Below are 16,218 nucleotides of genomic sequence, written 5' to 3'. Positions count from 1 at the left end.
TAGGCTACCGTCCAGCATCCAGTCGGCTCTCAGAGGCGCGAATCCGGGGCCTAATCTGCGTCACAAAGTCCAGGCTTTCCGTGTCAGAACAAACTCACCGGATCCGCTAGTAGCGATAGCTAATCACTACCGCGCTCAAGATACAAGGGTGTCAGACACCGATGCAAGCGATATCGCCGCCCATATCAGAAGCCCCTGCGAAGCCCGCCACCAGCCCCGCACACAGCGCTATTTCTTCAGCAGCGCCTTCAGCATGCCCAGGCGCTCTTTGGGGCTCATGGCCTTGGTGGCTTCGTCTTCTTGTATGGCGACGTCGCCCAGGCCCATTTCTTCGATAAAGCGCGAAGGCTCGCGCACCATGTCTTCGCGGGCGCGGCGCCGCTTCTTGCACCAGCTCAGGTTCAAGCTGCGCTGGGCGCGCGTAATGCCCACGTACATCAGCCGCCGCTCTTCCTGGATGCGAGTGGCCAGGCTCTCGGCGGCGCGCGCCGGGTCGCCGTCTTCGTCGTCTTTGCCCAGGTGCGGCAACAGGCCTTCTTCCACGCCCGCCAGATACACGTGCGGGTACTCCAGCCCCTTGGACGCGTGCAGCGTCGACAGCTTGACCGCATCGGGCTCTTCTTCTTCGCCGCGCTCGAGCATAGTGATCAGTGCCACATGCTGCACCAGGTCGAACAACGACATGCCGTCTTCATCGGCCTTGCGCTTGAGCCAGCCGGTGAGCTCCAACACGTTCTCCCAGCGCGTCTGGGCCGGTTTTTCTTCGAGCGTGTCATACAGGTAGCGCTCGTACTGGATCGCCCCCAGCATGTCGTCAAGAATGGCCCCGGCCGGCTCGGCCGAGCCGGCGCCGTCGGTGCGGCCCCGCCCGGCGCGCCACTGGATGCGGCGGATGAACTCGGCGAAGGTGCGCAGCGAATCCAGCTGGCGCGGCTGCAGCAGGCTTTCCAGGCCGCTTTCGGCCACTGCGGCCAGCAACGAGACCTCGCGCTGGGCCGCGTACTGCCCCAGCACCTGCAGCGTAGCCTGGCCGATGCCGCGCCTGGGCGTGGTGGCTGCGCGAATGAAAGCCGGATCGTCGTCGTCATTGGCGATCAGGCGCAGATAAGCCAGAATGTCGCGCACCTCGGCCTTGTCGAAGAAGCTCTGCCCGCCCGCGATGGTGTACGGAATCTTCAGGTTGCGCAGCGCCTGTTCCAGAATGCGCGACTGATGGTTGCCGCGATACAGAATGGCGAAATCTCTCCATTGCGCCTGCCGCTCGAAGCGGGCCGCCGATATTTTCATGGCGATCGACTGGGCCTCGTGCTCGTCGTTTTCCATGGGCGACACCACGATGGGCTCGCCCACGCCCAGGTCCGACCACAGCTTTTTCTCAAACAGCTTGGGGTTCTTTTCAATAACCGTATTCGCCGCCGCCAGAATGCGCTGCACCGAGCGGTAATTCTGTTCCAGCTTGATCAGCTTGAGCTGAGGATAGTCGGTGGTGAGCTTGGCAAGGTTCTCGATGGTGGCGCCGCGCCAGGCGTAGATGGCCTGGTCGTCGTCGCCTACCGCGGTAAACATTGCGCGGTCGCCGCACAACAGCTGCACCAGCCGGTACTGACACACGTTGGTGTCCTGGTATTCGTCCACCAGCAGGTAGCGCACGCGGTTCTGCCAGCGGGTGCGCACCTCTTCGTTGTTTTCCAGCAGCTGCGCGGGAATGCGTATCAGGTCGTCGAAATCCACGGCCTGGTAGGCCGCCAGCGTGGCGCTGTAGTTGCGATACACATTGGCCGCCTCGACCTCGCCGGGCGTTGCGGCCGTGCGCGCCGCGTCGTCGGGGCCGAGCAATGCGTTCTTCCACAGCGAAATAATCGACTGCACCGCGCGCAGCCGGCCACGGTCTGTGGTGGCCAGCAGTTCCTGGATGATCGCCATGGCGTCGTCCGCGTCCAGAATGGAAAACTGCGGCTTCAGCCCCGCATGGCGCGCCTCTTCGCGCAGCATCCTGACGCCCAGCGAATGGAACGTGCTGATGGTCAGGCCCTTAGCCAGCTTGCGGTCGACCAGCGTCTTGACGCGCTCGTCCATCTCGCGCGCCGCCTTGTTGGTGAAAGTCAGCGCCACCACGTTGCGGCCCATGTAGCCGCATTCGCGCAGCAGGTAGGCGATTTTCTGCGTAATGACGCGCGTCTTGCCGCTGCCCGCTCCGGCCAGCACCAGGCAAGGGCCGTCCAGGTACAGCACGGCTTCTTTCTGGGCGGGGTTCAGGCCGTGGCCTATGGGTGCACTGTCGGACATGATCAGATTTCGAGGGGGTCGACTTCCAGCTGCCAGCGCACGCGCGCCTCGGCCGCCATCGCGGGCAGATATGCCGACCATGCGGCCAGGAACGCCTGCAGCGCGGGCCGGCTGGCGCTTTCCAGCAGCAGCTGCGCGCGCTCGATATTGGCCACGCGCACCACGCGCAACGGCACGGGGTCGTACAGCGTCAGCGCGGCGATGCCGGGAAAATCGCTGTCGGCCGCCAGCGCGCGCGCCTGCTGCAGGAACGCCAGCGCCTGGGCCAGTTCGCGCGCCTCGGCAGTCAGCAGCGCCTGGTAGGCGAACGGCGGCAAGCCGGTGGTTTCACGCTCTTCGAGCGCATGGCGGGCGAAGCCCGCGTAATCGTGGCGCAGCAAAGCCTGGTAGACAGGCTGTTCAGGGTAGCCGGTCTGGATCAGCACCTCGCCGCCGCCGTTATGGCGCCCGGCCCGGCCCGCCACCTGCATCAGCTGGGCGAACAGGCGTTCGGGCGCGCGGAAATCGTGCGCGAACAGCATCGAGTCGGCGTTAAGCACGCCCACCAGGCCCAGGCGCGCGAAATCGTGCCCCTTGGCCACCATCTGGGTGCCGACCAGGATGTCGACCTCGCCTGCGTGCACGGCCGCGAACAAGGTTTGCGCGCTGCCCTTCAGGCGCGTGCTGTCGGCATCGATGCGCGAGATGCGCGCCTGGGGAAACAGCTCGGCCAGGTGCTCTTCGACGCGCTGCGTGCCTCGGCCCATGGGCTCCAGGTCCTGGTCGCCGCATTCGGGGCAGGCGCGCGGCACCGGCGCCTGGTAGCCGCAATGGTGGCAGTGCAGCCGATGGCCGCGTCCGGCGGCCCGATGCAGCACCGTGAAGGCCGAACACCGCGGGCAGTGGCTGACCCACGCGCACGACGCGCAATGCAGCACCGGCGCGTAACCGCGGCGGTTCAGGAACACCAGCGACTGCTCGCCGCGCTCCAGCCGCTGGCCGATGGCATCGGTCAGTTGCGGCGACATGCCCTGGCGCATGGCCAGGCGTCGCGTATCGATAAGCCGCACCGTCGGCAGGCTGCTGGCCCGCGCGCGGCCCGGCAGCCCCAGCCGCAGGTAGTGCCCGCGCAAGGCATGGTGCCAGCTTTCCAGCGATGGCGTGGCCGAGCCCAGCACCACCGGAATATCCAGGTCGCGCGCGCGCCACACCGCCAGGTCGCGCGCCGAATAGCGCAGGCCGTCTTGCTGCTTGTACGAAGCGTCGTGTTCTTCGTCGATGATGATCAGGCCCAGCTCGGACAGCGGCGCGAAGATGGCCATGCGCGTGCCCAGCAGCATGCGCGCCTGGCCGCGCTGCGCGCGCACCCATGCCTGCAACCGCTCGCCATCGGACAGCCCGCTGTGCATGACGGCCAGGCCCTCGGCGCCCAGCACCGATTCCAGGCGGGCGCGCAACGCGCCTTCGAGCTGTGGCGTCAGGTTGATCTCGGGCACCAGCAACAGCACCTGGCGCCCCGCCGCCAGCACGCGCTGCGCGGCGCGCAGGTAGACCTCGGTCTTGCCGCTGCCGGTGACCCCATGCAGCAGCACCGGCTTGAAACCTGCCAGGGCCGCCACGGCCTCGACCGCCGCTTGCTGGTCGGCGTTGAGTTCTGGGGCCTGGTCGGGGGGTGTGGGCGCAGCCGCGGGCCGGGCTTTGCGCGCATCCTGCCGCGCCACCGGCCCCTGCCCCGACCGCTTTCCCAGATAAGCCGACGGCTTGCGCAACGGCGGCGGCATGGCCGGCAGCATGACTTCGCCCAGCGGCCGCTGGTAGTAGTCGGCCGCGAAGCGCGCCAGGCGCAGCCAGTCGGCCGGCAAAGGCGGCAGGTCTTGCAGCACATGCTCGACGTCGCGCACCTGCGCGGCATCGACCGATGGCTGCGCGGGGTTGTCGACCACCACGCCCACCAGCTTGCGCCGGCCGAACGGCACGATCACGCGCGTGCCCGCGGGCACCGCACCTTGAGCGCGGTAGTCGAACAGGCCGGCCAGCGGCACGTCGAGCGCCACGCGCACCCAGGCGTTCGCGTGCGAACCGTCGCCGTCGGGCGCCTCAGGCATGGGAAACGAAAACAGAGAGCACGACCACGGATATTTGCAAGTTAAAGTGAATTCTTGGTTTTGCAGCTAACAGATTGTCAGGCTGGAGTGAAACGCAGAATTCACAACAGCCTGTGGATAACTTTGGGGAAAAACAGCCAACAACCTTGCATCATGTCAATATGAATCGTGCAACAGCATAGCCTGGCACGCCACAACACGATTATTTTCTTTTTATATTCATACACTTATAAACTTTTTCCAGAATCGCTGCCAGCTATTGGGGGTTATCCCGAGTTGCCTCGTTGCTGTGCACAAGTGTCAACGAGGAACGTGCTGGCAGCGGCTTTAAGCGCGTAAGCGGCCACTTACTTGGCGTGCAAGGCGCGGCTGTATGTGTGCACTTCGTCGACCAGCTCCGCCACCGCTTCGGGGGGGGTGTATTGCGAAATACCATGCCCCAGGTTGAACACGTGGCCGCCCGTGCCCACCGGACCGAAGGCATCCAGCGTACGGCGCGCCTCGGCGCGTATGGCCTCGCTGCCGCCGAACAGCGTCATGGGGTCGAGGTTGCCCTGCAAGGCCACGGCGTCGCCGGTGCGCTGCCGGGCCTGGCCCAGATTCACCGTCCAGTCCAGGCCGATGGCATCGCAGCCGCAGGCGGCGATGGCTTCAAGCCATTGGCCGCCACCCTTGGTGAACACAATGGCGGGCACGCGCCGGCCCTGGTGTTCGCGGATCAGGCCGGCCACCACCTTGCGCGTGTAGGCCAGGGAAAACTGCTGGAACAAGCCATCTGCCAATACGCCGCCCCAGCTGTCGAACAGCATGACCGCCTGGGCGCCCGCCTGTATTTGCGCGTTCAAGTATTGCAGCGTGGCCTGCGCGTTGACCTCGAGGATGCGGTGCAGCAGATCGGGGCGCGCATACAGCATGGTTTTGATAAGCCGGTAGTCGTCGCTGCCGCGGCCTTCGACCATGTAGCAGGCAATGGTCCAGGGGCTGCCGGCAAAACCGATGAGCGGCACCTTGCCGTCGAGCTCGCGGCGGATGACGGCCACGGCGTCAAAGACGTAGCGCAACGATTCCATGTCGGGCACCGCCAGGCGGGCCACGTCGTCTTCGGTGCGCAACGGCCGCGCAAAGCGCGGACCCTCGCCAGGCGCGAAATCCAGCCCCAGGCCCATGGCGTGCGGCACGGTCAGAATGTCGGAAAACAGGATCGCCGCATCCAGGTCGTAGCGCGCCAGCGGCTGCAGCGTGACTTCGGCGGCGTAGTCGGGGTTTTGCGCCAGCCCCATGAACGAGCCGGCGCGCGCGCGCGTGGCGTTGTATTCGGGCAGATAACGTCCCGCCTGGCGCATCAGCCAGATGGGGGTATAAGGGACGGGCTGGCGCAACAGGGCGCGCAGGAACACGTCGTTCTTCAAGGCGGCAGCGGACACGACTATCCTTCAATAACGGAAGCCGTGATTTTAACCTTCGAGCGCTCCATCAACGATGGGCGGCCGCAAGCCGCCCCGCGCCCTCGCCGGCGCCGTCGCGGCATCTTCCGTTTCCATGACCATTCTCATGCGCGCCGCCGTCCGCCGCCACCATAGGGGTGTAAATTGGACTGGTGCGAGACCATCGTTTAACGATTTTCGCCCGCCCGCTGTTGCCCAAAGGAGCCGCCATGACCACGAAGAAACCCGCCACCCCGCCGTCCACCACCGGGGCTGGAGCCCCCTCGCCCAGCGACCGCCATTCGCTGACGATCGGCGCCAATGGACCCATTCTGCTGCACGATGTCCATTTCCTGGAGCAAATGGCGCACTTCAACCGCGAGAAAGTGCCCGAGCGCCAGCCGCACGCCAAGGGCGCGGGCGCGTTCGGGGTCTTCGAGACCACGGCTGATGTCTCGGCCTACACCAGGGCCGCGCTGTTCCAGAAAGGCTGTAAAACCGAAATGCTGGCGCGTTTCTCGACGGTGGCCGGCGAAGCCGGCAGCCCCGACACCTGGCGCGACGTGCGCGGTTTTTCGCTCAAGTTCTATACCGACGAGGGCAACTACGATCTGGTCGGCAACAACACGCCCGTCTTTTTTGTGCGCGATCCGATGAAGTTTCCACACTTCATCCGCAGCCAGAAACGCCTGCCCGATTCCGGCCTGCGCGACAACCACATGCAGTGGGACTTCTGGACCAGCAACCCCGAATCGGCCCATCAGGTGACCTACGTCATGGGCGATCGCGGCCTGCCGCGCACCTGGCGCCACATGAACGGCTACGGCTCGCATACCTACATGTGGGTAAATGCCCAGGGCGACCGTTTTTGGGTGAAGTATCACTTTCACACCCGGCAGGGCATGCAGTTCTTTAATAATGAACAGGCCAAGAACATGGCGGGCAGCGACGCCGACTTCCACCGCCGCGACCTGTTCGATGCCATCGCCCGGGGCGATTACCCCGTATGGACGCTGTCGGTGCAGATCATGCCGTACGAAGACGCCAAGACGTACCGCATCAACCCGTTCGACCTCACCAAGACCTGGTCCCACAAGGATTACCCGCTGGTCGAAGTGGGCACCATGACGCTGAACCGCAACCCCGAGAACTTTTTCGCCCAGATCGAACAGGCGGCGTTCTCGCCCGGCAACACGGTGCCCGGCATCGGACTTTCCCCCGACAAAATGCTGCTGGGCCGCGCATTTGCCTACAACGATGCGCAACGCAACCGCATAGGCGCCAACTTTCATCAATTGCCGGTCAACAAGCCCAAGGTACCCACCAACACGTATATGTTCGATGGCCAAATGGCCTACGAGCACAGCGGCAATCAACCTGTGTATGCGCCCAACTCGGGGGGGCGGCCGTGGTCGGACCCGTCCGGCAAGGTGGACGATGGCTGGGAAGCCGACGGCGAGATGGTGCGCAGCGCCTATACGCTGCGTGCCGAAGATGATGACTTCGGCCAGGCCGGCACCCTGGTACGCAAGGTGTTCGACGATGCGCAACGCGAGCGCCTGGTCGAAACCGTGGCGGGCAGCCTGCTGGGTGGCGTACGCAGCCCGGTGCTGGAGCGTGCCTTCGAGTACTGGAAGAACATCGACGCCGATGTAGGCAAGCGTATCGAAGAAAAGGTGCGCAAGGGGCAGGCCCCCGAACCCGCGGCCGGCATGAGCGAAGCCTAGGCGACACGCCCTCGCGTTGCCCGGCGCCGGCCGGTTTCGGCAGGCCCTAGGAAGAGTCGGCGGCGCTGCGATACGGCGCCGCGTCGATGCGATGCTTGCGCATCAAGGCCCAGAACGCGCGCCGGTGCTTGCTGGCCGCCCTGGCCGCCTGGGCCACGTTGCCCGCATGGCGCGACAGCGCACGGCGCAGGTATTCGCGTTCGAAGCCTTCGACCACGCGCGCCTTGGCCTGGCGGAAGGGTTCGTCGGCCTGGGCGGCCTCTTGGGCGTGCAAGGCAGCCAGGGCGGATTCCAGGCGAGCCCGCGTGGCGGCCCGGCGCGTGCCGGTGCGGGCGCCATAAAGCGCCACGGGTTCGCGCAAGGCATAGAGCGCGCCCGCCGCGCCGCCTTGCGTGCCCGAGGGCGCGGGCGCGGCCGCTGACCGCGCGGTGCGCCGCAGGCGCAGCAGTCGGGCCCGCAGTTCGTCGGGACAGGCCGGGGCGCGGATGAAATCGGCCACGCCCAGCGCCAGCAGATCGAGAATGGCGGGCGCGGTAATGTCGAACACCAGCGCCACCAGGGGCGTGCGCGGTTCGCTGCCGGCATTGGCCAGCACGGTGCGCACCCACGACAGCGATGCTGGCGCCACCGGCACCAGGCAGCCGTCGAACCGCCGCAAGGCCAACCGGGCGCGCGCCAACAGGCGGGTGTCGGGCGCACCTGGCGCCAGTTCGGACAATGCCTGGGGATACAACCGCAATCGACCTTGCTGGTCATTTTGACGACCGGCCCAGTCTTGCACCCAGGCCTCATGGCCAGGCGTCATTAATACGGCGCAATCGAGTGTTTCACGCAAGACAGGCTCCTTGAAACATACGCAAGAAATGCAAGCGTACGCGTCGAGGCAGCACGGCGATATTCGCAGTTGCCACATTGCGGGTTATACGTAAAGCCCGTTTGAAACGATTGACATAGTGCCCTTTAGGCGCTCGCAAAAATACGCGACGCTTGGCGGCGGCCACCCCGCACTGCCGCTGGCGGCCCCGCCGCAACCCGGTCCGGCCAGCGCTCTCCGCAGGCGCGGGCGTGCAGGCAACAAAAAAGGCGGCCCCAGGGCCGCCTTCTTTGCCAGGGCCTCGCCGCGCGGTACGCGGCTGGCCGGTGTTGCCTTAATGCGTGTTGCGCGTCTGGCGCAGCTTGCGAGCCGCCACGGCCTGCGCGGCCAGCATGGCCAGCTCGGCTTCGACGACCGCGATGTCGGCCTTGTCCTTGGCATTGCGCAGGGCCTCTTCGGCCTTTTCGCGCGCTGCCACGGCACGGGCTTCGTCCAGGTCGGCGGCACGGATGGCCGTGTCGGCCAGCACCGTGACCATGCCCGGCTGCACTTCCAGAATGCCCCCGGCGACGAAGATGTTTTCCTCGCCTCCATCGGCACGGACGATCTTGACGGTACCGGGGCGTATGCGCGAAATCAGCGGGGTGTGCCCGGGCAGGATGCCCAGCTCACCCGCTTCGCCAGGCAGCGTCACGAACTTCGCCTCACCGGCGAAGATCGCTTCTTCCGCGCTGACGACATCCACTTGCAGGGTAGCCATGTGAGCTCCTTATTGCAGTTTCTTGGCCTTCTCGAAGGCTTCGTCGATGGTGCCGACCATGTAGAAGGCCTGCTCGGGCAGCGCGTCGCATTCGCCGTCGACGATCATCTTGAAACCGCGAATGGTTTCGGCCAGCGGCACGTACTTGCCGGGCGAACCGGTGAACACTTCGGCCACGTGGAACGGCTGCGACAGGAAGCGCTGGATCTTGCGCGCGCGGGCCACGGCCTGCTTGTCGTCGGGCGACAGTTCGTCCATGCCCAGAATGGCGATGATGTCGCGCAGTTCTTTGTAGCGCTGCAGCGTTTGCTGCACGCCACGGGCCACCGCGTAGTGCTCTTCGCCCACAACTTGCGGGTCGAGCTGGCGGCTGGAGGAATCCAGCGGGTCCACGGCCGGGTAGATACCCAGCGCGGCGATGTCACGCGACAGCACCACGGTGGAGTCCAGATGCTGGAAGGTGGTGGCGGGCGACGGGTCGGTCAAGTCGTCGGCGGGCACGTACACGGCCTGGATCGACGTGATGGAGCCGGTCTTGGTGGAGGTGATGCGCTCTTGCAGCACGCCCATTTCTTCGGCCAGCGTCGGCTGGTAGCCCACGGCCGACGGCATGCGGCCCAACAGCGCCGACACTTCGGTACCGGCCAGGGTGTAGCGGTAGATGTTGTCGACGAAGAACAGGATGTCGCGGCCTTCGTCGCGGAACTTCTCGGCCATGGTCAGGCCGGTCAGGGCCACGCGCAGGCGGTTGCCCGGGGGTTCGTTCATCTGGCCGAACACCATGGCGACCTTGTCCAGCACCTTCGACTCTTCCATTTCGTGGTAGAAGTCGTTGCCTTCACGGGTACGCTCGCCCACGCCGGCGAACACCGACAGGCCGCTGTGCTGCTTGGCGATGTTGTTGATGAGTTCCATCATGTTGACGGTCTTGCCCACGCCGGCGCCGCCGAACAGACCCACCTTGCCGCCCTTGGCGAACGGGCAGACCAAGTCGATAACCTTGATGCCGGTTTCCAGCAGTTCCACCGACGGCGACAGCTCGTCGAAACGGGGAGCGGTCTGGTGGATGGCGCGCTTTTCATCGGACTCGATGGGGCCGGCTTCGTCGATGGGACGACCCAGCACGTCCATGATGCGGCCCAGCGTGCCGTGGCCCACGGGCACCGAGATCGGCGCGCCGGTGCCGACGACTTTCATGCCGCGGCGCAGGCCGTCGCTGGAGCCCAGCGCGATGGTGCGCACCACGCCGTCGCCCAGCTGCTGCTGCACTTCCAGCGTCAGGCCCTTTTCGGCGAACTGCGAGGTGTCGTCGGCCAGGGTAAGCGCTTCGTAGATCTTGGGCATTTGATCGCGGGGGAACTGAATATCCACCACGGCGCCGATGCACTGAACGATGGTTCCGTTGCTCATGTCGATTCCTTGCTTGATAGCTTTTTGACGGGATGCAGGCAGCTCAAACGGCGGCCGCGCCCCCTACGATTTCCGAAATTTCCTTGGTGATCGCCGCCTGGCGGGTCTTGTTGTAGACCAGCTGCAGGTCGCCGATGACCTTCTTGGCGTTATCCGATGCCGCCTTCATGGCGACCATCCGGGCCGACTGCTCAGAGGCCATGTTCTCGGCCACGGCCTGGTACAGCAGACCTTCGACATAACGCTGCAACAGGTCGTCGATCACGCTCTTGGCGTCAGGCTCGTAGATGTAGTCCCAGCTGTAGTTCGACTTGACCTCGGCGCCATCGGCCAGGGTCTCGGCGCCCGTCTGGAAGGGATCGTCCAAACCGCTGGCAAGCGGCAGCAGGCGCAGGAACACCGGCTCTTGCTTCATGGTGTTGACGAAGCGGGTGGCCGCCACGTACAACGCGTCGATTTCGCCGCTGAGATAGGCGTCGAGCTGGACCTTGATGGCGCCCAGCAGGCGGTCGAGGTCGGGCTTGTCGCCCAGCTGCACTTCGTGCGAGACCAGGTTCGCGCCGATGCGGGTCAGCAGGCCCAGGCCCTTGTTGCCGAACGCCGTCGCCTGCACGCGGATGCCGCGCTGATCGAATTCTTTCAGCTTGGCCAGCGTGACGCGGCTGATGTTGGTGTTCAGGCCGCCGCACAGACCCTTGTCGGTGGTAACCAGCACCACGCCCACCGCCTTGATCTCGCGTTCGACCAGGTACGGATGGCTGTATTCGGGGTTGGCCTGCATCAGGTGCGCGGCAATTTCGCGTACCTTGGTGGCGTACGGACGACCCGCGCGCATCCGGTCCTGCGCCTTGCGCATTTTGGATGCAGCGACCATTTCCATCGCCTTGGTGATCTTGCGCGTGTTTTGCACGCTCTTGATCTTGGTTCGGATTTCCTTGATTCCGGGCATTGCGCTTTCCTGTTGTAACGGCTTGGCGGGATGCGGCCGGGGCTTGCCCCGCCCTACCGTAGGGCGGGCGCGAGGCCCGCCGCTACGCCAGACATTGCCTTAAAAAGCACCGTGCTTCTTGAAATCCTGGATGGCGGCAGCCAATTCGGCTTCGTCGTCCTTGGACAGTTCCTTGGTGTCTTCGATGCGCTGGATCAGGGCGGCATGCTTTGCCTTGAGCTGGTCTTTCAGCGATTTTTCGAAGGCCAGAACCTGCGCCACGTCCACGTCGTCCAGGTAGCCGTTGTTGACCGTGTACAGCGTGACGGCTAGTTCCCACACCTGCAGCGGCTGGTATTGCGGCTGCTTGAGCAGTTCGACCACGCGCTTGCCGCGCTCGAGCTGGCGACGGGTGGCGTCGTCGAGGTCGGAGGCGAATTGCGCGAAGGCGGCCAGTTCACGGTACTGCGCCAGGTCGGTACGGATACCGCCCGACAGCTTCTTGATGACCTTGGTCTGGGCGGCGCCACCCACGCGCGACACCGAAATACCGGCGTTGATGGCGGGACGCACACCTGCGTTGAACAGGTCGGTTTCCAGGAAGATCTGGCCGTCGGTGATGGAGATCACGTTGGTCGGCACGAAGGCCGACACGTCGCCCGCCTGGGTTTCGATGATCGGCAGCGCGGTCAGCGAGCCGGTCTTGCCCTTGACGGCGCCGTTGGTGAACTTCTCGACGTATTCTTCGTTGACGCGCGCGGCGCGTTCGAGCAGGCGCGAGTGCAGGTAGAAGACGTCGCCCGGGTAGGCTTCGCGGCCCGGCGGACGGCGCAGCAGCAGCGACACCTGGCGATAGGCCCAGGCTTGCTTGGTGAGGTCGTCGTAAATGATCAGGGCGTCTTCGCCGCGGTCGCGGAAGTATTCGCCCATGGTGCAGCCGGCGTAGGCGGCCAGGTATTGCATGGCGGCCGAGTCGGAGGCCGAGGCGGCCACGACGATGGTGTATTCCATGGCGCCGTGCTCTTCGAGCTTGCGCACCACGTTGTTGATGGTCGACGCCTTCTGGCCGATGGCGACGTACACGCAGGTGACGCCCTTGCCCTTCTGGCTGATGATGGTGTCGACGGCCACGGCGGTCTTGCCGGTCTGGCGGTCGCCGATGATCAGCTCGCGCTGGCCACGGCCGATGGGGACCATGGAGTCGATGGCCTTGATGCCGGTTTGCAGCGGCTGCGACACCGAGCGGCGGGCGATCACGCCAGGCGCCACTTTTTCGATGATGTCGGTTTCTTTGGTGTCGATGGGGCCCTTGCCGTCGATGGGCACGCCCAGCGTGTTGACCACGCGGCCCTTCAGCTCGGGGCCGACCGGCACTTCGAGGATGCGGCCGGTGGTCTTGACCTGGTCGCCTTCCGACACGCCGGTGTAGTCGCCCAGAATCACGGCGCCGACGGAGTCGCGCTCGAGGTTCAGCGCCACGCCGAAGACGTTGTTGGGGAATTCGAGCATTTCGCCCTGCATCACGTCGGACAGACCGTGGATGCGGGTAATGCCGTCGGTAACGGACACGACGGTGCCCTGGGTGCGAATATCAGCCGAAGCGCCCAGGCCCTCGATGCGGCTCTTGAGCAGTTCGCTGATCTCGGAGGGATTGAGTTGCATGTTGACTCCTGGAATCCTGTTTGTCTGGCCGTGCGCGCGTCAGGCGGCCAGCGTATCCCGCAAGCGGGCCAATTGGGCTTGTACGGAAGTATCGAGCACCTGGTCGCCGACCGCCACGCGCACGCCGCCGATGAGCGACTTGTCGACAGTGACGCTGGGCTTGAGCTTGAGGCCGAACTTGGTTTCGAGCGCCTCGATCAGTTCTTTGACCTGGGCGTCGCTGAGTTCGAACGCGCTGGTGATTTCCGCCTGCGCCGTGCCTTCGTGGCGGTTCTTCAGTGCGACGAATTGCTTGGCGATGACGGGCAGCAGCAGCAGGCGGTCGTTGGCCACCAGCAGCTCGATGAAATTGCGAACGGCCTGGGGCAGCTGGGTCTTGACCAGGCCGGTAAACAGCTCGATGCGCTGGGCGTCGCCCAGGCGCGGGTCGGTCATCGCTTCGCGCACGTCGGGGTTGCCGGCCACCTGAGCCAGCTCGCCGATCAGGTCGGCCCAGGCCGGCAAGCCGGCCTTGTCGTCGCGTGCCGCGCTGAAGAGCGCCTCGGCATAGGGCCGGGCAACAGTGGAAAGTTCAGCCATGGCGTTCCCGGATTAAAGCTGCGCCTTGAGCTGGTTGAGCAGCTCGGCGTGGGCGCGGGCGTCGACCTCGCGCTTGAGGATCTGTTCAGCGCCCTTGACCGCCAACGCGGCGACGTCGTCGCGCAGCGCATCGCGGGCACGCTGGACTTCCTGCGCGGCATCCTGTGCCGCCTGGGCGACGATGCGGGCGCGTTCGGCCTCGGCTTCGCGGCGAGCCTGCTCGATCAGCGAGGCGGCCTGCTTTTCGGCCTCGATGATGCGGGCGTGGTTCTCGGATTTGGCAGAAGCCTCGATCAGACTGACGCGCGCTTGGGCTTGGGCCAGGTCGGCCTTGCCCTTCTCGGCGGCGGCCAGGCCGTCGGCGATTTTTTGGCGGCGCTCGTCCATCGCCTTCGTCAGGGGCGGCCACACGAATTTCATCGTGAACCAGCCCAGAACGAAGAACACGAGCATCTGGAAAAAGATCGTCGCGTTCAGATTCACGGTCGTTCCTTTAACACCTTGCGGCCCCGGGCGCGTCAAAGGCGCCGCGGAGCACTCGATACTTGGCCGACATGCAGCGAAAGGCTTCCGCTGCCGCCGGCGTCAAGCCCGCCATTGCATAGGCGGGCGTTGCCATGATTCGCCGGGCTCAGCCCACGAACGGGTTGGCGAAGGCGAACAGCATGGCGATACCCACGCCGATCAGGAATGCCGCGTCGATCAGGCCAGCCAGCAGGAACATCTTGGTTTGCAGCGCATTCATCAGTTCAGGCTGACGAGCCGAAGCTTCCAGGTATTTGCCGCCCATCAGTGCGATGCCGATGCAAGCGCCGATAGCGCCCAGACCGATGATAAGACCGCAAGCGAGGGCAACGAAAGCGACGTTGGTCATGACAACTCCTTGGTTAGAAATCTGAAGTCAAATTGTAAGAAAACGGAACTGCTAGGAATGCAAGAAAACCTTGCGCCGGACGCGGGCGGCTTGCCCGCGCCAGGAATTGGGGTCAGTGCCCTTCGTGAGCCTGGCCGATGTACACCAGCGTCAGCATCATGAAGATGAAGGCCTGCAACAGCACGATCAGGATGTGGAAGATGGCCCACACCGAACCGGCCAGCACATGGCCGATGCCCAGCCCGACGCTGGCGGCGTTCAGGCCGGTCCAGGCGCCGCCCAGCAGGGCGATGAGCATGAACACGAGTTCGCCGGCGAACATGTTGCCGAACAACCGCATGCCCAGCGACACCGACTTGGCCGCGTATTCGATCAGGTTGAGCAGCAGGTTCGCGGGAGCCAGGAACAGCGCGGCGATACCATGGGCGTGGAAGGGCGCGGTGAAGAGTTCTTTGACGAAGCCGCCCGGGTGCTTGATCTTGATGCCGTAGTAGAACATCAGCAGCAGCACGCCCAGCGACATGCCCATCGGCACGTTCAGGTCGGCGGTGGGCAGAATGCGGTGGTAGTAGAGCGGGTCGCCATGGTGCGCGCCCAGGCCGGTCCAGCGCCAGACGGTGGGCATCAGGTCGACGGGGATCAGGTCGAGCGCGTTCATCAGGATGATCCAGAGGAACACGGTCAGGGCCAGGGGCGCCACGAACAGGCGGCTCTTGGCGTTGGTGACGATGCCCTTGGCCTGTTCGTCGACCATGTCGACGATCATTTCGACGAAGGCCTGGAAACGGCCCGGCACGCCGGCCGAGGCGCGGCGCGCGGCCAGCCAGAGAAACAACACCACGACCAGGCCGGTGAGAGCGGACCAGAACACCGAGTCATAGTTGATGACATTGAACTGGGCGATAACGGACTGCTTTTCGCCAATATTGTTCAAGTGCACCAGGTGGTGCTGAATGTACGCGGACTGAGGCGATACGTCGCTGGCAGCAGCCATTTGAACCCTACCCTGTTTGCTGTGAGGCCGAACCTTGCGGACCGGCCGTTTGCATGATTTTTAAGCAGCTATGACAACTTGCGGAACATCAACAGCAGGAGATAGCCCTTCAGCGTGAAGATCAGCCCGAGCAGCACGGCCGGCCATACCAGCCAGTTTTGCGCCACACGCGACAGCAGCCACAACAGCAGTGCCGTCATGAGCAGCTTGACCATCTCGCCGAGGAAAAAAGTAACGGGGCTGGTTCGGCCCGACTTGAGCACGTTGACAAGCAGGCGCAATGCAAACAATGCATTGGGTATGAAATACGCCCCCGCCCCAGCCAACGCCGACAACCCTGCCGCCGCACCCGCAATGATCCCTGCAATCGTTGCCGCCGCGAGCCCCATGGCGCCCTGCGCCGCCAATACCCACAAGAGCCCCCGGCAAGCCTGGGCATCGAGTGCCGCGCGATCGGCATCGGTAAGCACCGGATTCTGTTCCACCAGGCTTTGCATCAGGCTTCCCCGCTCTTGCGTCAAAGACAGGCGCGGCAGGCTTACCGCGTGTTTTTATCCCGCAAGCGTCAAACCCGTAGAGTATAGCGTGATTCGTTTTGGTCGGGCAAATGAAGAAACCGGCGGCGGATGAGTCCGGCGCCGGTTCTGCAACCTGACGGGAAAATCGGCCGAGCCGG

Annotated in this window: 14 protein-coding genes; 1 reads left to right on the top strand and 13 read right to left on the bottom strand. The window is 64.8% G+C overall.

Annotated elements, in window-relative coordinates; genetic code table 11:
• Positions 1 to 228: 228 nt before the first annotated feature.
• The 3 genes from BPET_RS01735 to hemE form a co-directional block, all read right to left on the bottom strand.
• Entirely contained in the window at positions 229 to 2,286 is a 2,058-nt protein-coding gene (locus BPET_RS01735; protein ID WP_012247372.1) for a UvrD-helicase domain-containing protein, read from the bottom strand.
• Positions 2,287 to 2,288: 2 nt separating this feature from the next.
• A complete protein-coding gene (locus BPET_RS01730) occupies positions 2,289 to 4,370 on the bottom strand; it encodes a primosomal protein N' (protein WP_012247371.1) in 2,082 nt (693 codons plus the stop codon).
• 347 nt (positions 4,371 to 4,717) lie between these two features.
• On the bottom strand, positions 4,718 to 5,794 hold the full coding sequence (gene hemE, locus BPET_RS01725; protein WP_012247370.1) for a uroporphyrinogen decarboxylase: 1,077 nt from the start codon (positions 5,792 to 5,794) through the stop codon (positions 4,718 to 4,720).
• A gap of 230 nt (positions 5,795 to 6,024) precedes the next feature.
• On the opposite strand from hemE, the gene BPET_RS01720 reads away from it, so the two are divergent.
• A complete protein-coding gene (locus BPET_RS01720) occupies positions 6,025 to 7,521 on the top strand; it encodes a catalase (protein ID WP_012247369.1) in 1,497 nt (498 codons plus the stop codon).
• A 46-nt stretch (positions 7,522 to 7,567) separates the two neighbouring features.
• On the opposite strand, the gene BPET_RS01715 is transcribed toward BPET_RS01720, so the two are convergent.
• From BPET_RS01715 to BPET_RS01670, 10 genes are all read right to left on the bottom strand, one after another.
• On the bottom strand, positions 7,568 to 8,260 hold the full coding sequence (locus BPET_RS01715) for a helix-turn-helix domain-containing protein (RefSeq protein WP_231852648.1): 693 nt from the start codon (positions 8,258 to 8,260) through the stop codon (positions 7,568 to 7,570).
• A 409-nt stretch (positions 8,261 to 8,669) separates the two neighbouring features.
• Positions 8,670 to 9,095, bottom strand: a complete 426-nt coding sequence (locus tag BPET_RS01710; RefSeq protein WP_012247367.1) for a F0F1 ATP synthase subunit epsilon — start codon at positions 9,093 to 9,095, stop codon at positions 8,670 to 8,672.
• 9 nt (positions 9,096 to 9,104) lie between these two features.
• Positions 9,105 to 10,505, bottom strand: coding sequence for a F0F1 ATP synthase subunit beta (atpD, locus tag BPET_RS01705; RefSeq protein ID WP_012247366.1), 1,401 nt, complete (start codon positions 10,503 to 10,505; stop codon positions 9,105 to 9,107).
• A gap of 43 nt (positions 10,506 to 10,548) precedes the next feature.
• A complete protein-coding gene (gene atpG, locus BPET_RS01700) occupies positions 10,549 to 11,454 on the bottom strand; it encodes a F0F1 ATP synthase subunit gamma (protein WP_012247365.1) in 906 nt (301 codons plus the stop codon).
• Positions 11,455 to 11,553: 99 nt separating this feature from the next.
• Complete coding sequence (atpA, locus tag BPET_RS01695; RefSeq protein WP_012247364.1) at positions 11,554 to 13,095, bottom strand: F0F1 ATP synthase subunit alpha; 1,542 nt, start codon at positions 13,093 to 13,095, stop codon at positions 11,554 to 11,556.
• A 39-nt stretch (positions 13,096 to 13,134) separates the two neighbouring features.
• Complete coding sequence (locus BPET_RS01690; RefSeq protein ID WP_012247363.1) at positions 13,135 to 13,674, bottom strand: F0F1 ATP synthase subunit delta; 540 nt, start codon at positions 13,672 to 13,674, stop codon at positions 13,135 to 13,137.
• A 12-nt stretch (positions 13,675 to 13,686) separates the two neighbouring features.
• Entirely contained in the window at positions 13,687 to 14,157 is a 471-nt protein-coding gene (locus BPET_RS01685) for a F0F1 ATP synthase subunit B (RefSeq protein ID WP_012247362.1), read from the bottom strand.
• Between the two features lie 148 nt (positions 14,158 to 14,305).
• Complete coding sequence (gene atpE, locus BPET_RS01680) at positions 14,306 to 14,548, bottom strand: F0F1 ATP synthase subunit C (protein ID WP_003815363.1); 243 nt, start codon at positions 14,546 to 14,548, stop codon at positions 14,306 to 14,308.
• Positions 14,549 to 14,660: 112 nt separating this feature from the next.
• Positions 14,661 to 15,542 carry a F0F1 ATP synthase subunit A gene (gene atpB / locus BPET_RS01675; protein WP_012247361.1) on the bottom strand — a complete coding sequence of 294 codons (882 nt, stop codon included), beginning with the start codon at positions 15,540 to 15,542 and terminating at the stop codon, positions 14,661 to 14,663.
• 68 nt (positions 15,543 to 15,610) lie between these two features.
• Entirely contained in the window at positions 15,611 to 16,039 is a 429-nt protein-coding gene (locus BPET_RS01670) for an ATP synthase subunit I (protein ID WP_012247360.1), read from the bottom strand.
• Positions 16,040 to 16,218: the final 179 nt, after the last annotated feature.

This window comes from Bordetella petrii (genome assembly GCF_000067205.1).
Taxonomy (GTDB): Bacteria; Pseudomonadota; Gammaproteobacteria; order Burkholderiales; family Burkholderiaceae_B; genus Bordetella_A; species Bordetella_A petrii.
The sequence above is the reverse complement of the archived record's forward strand: the minus strand, read 5'-3'. Positions and strand labels throughout refer to the sequence as shown.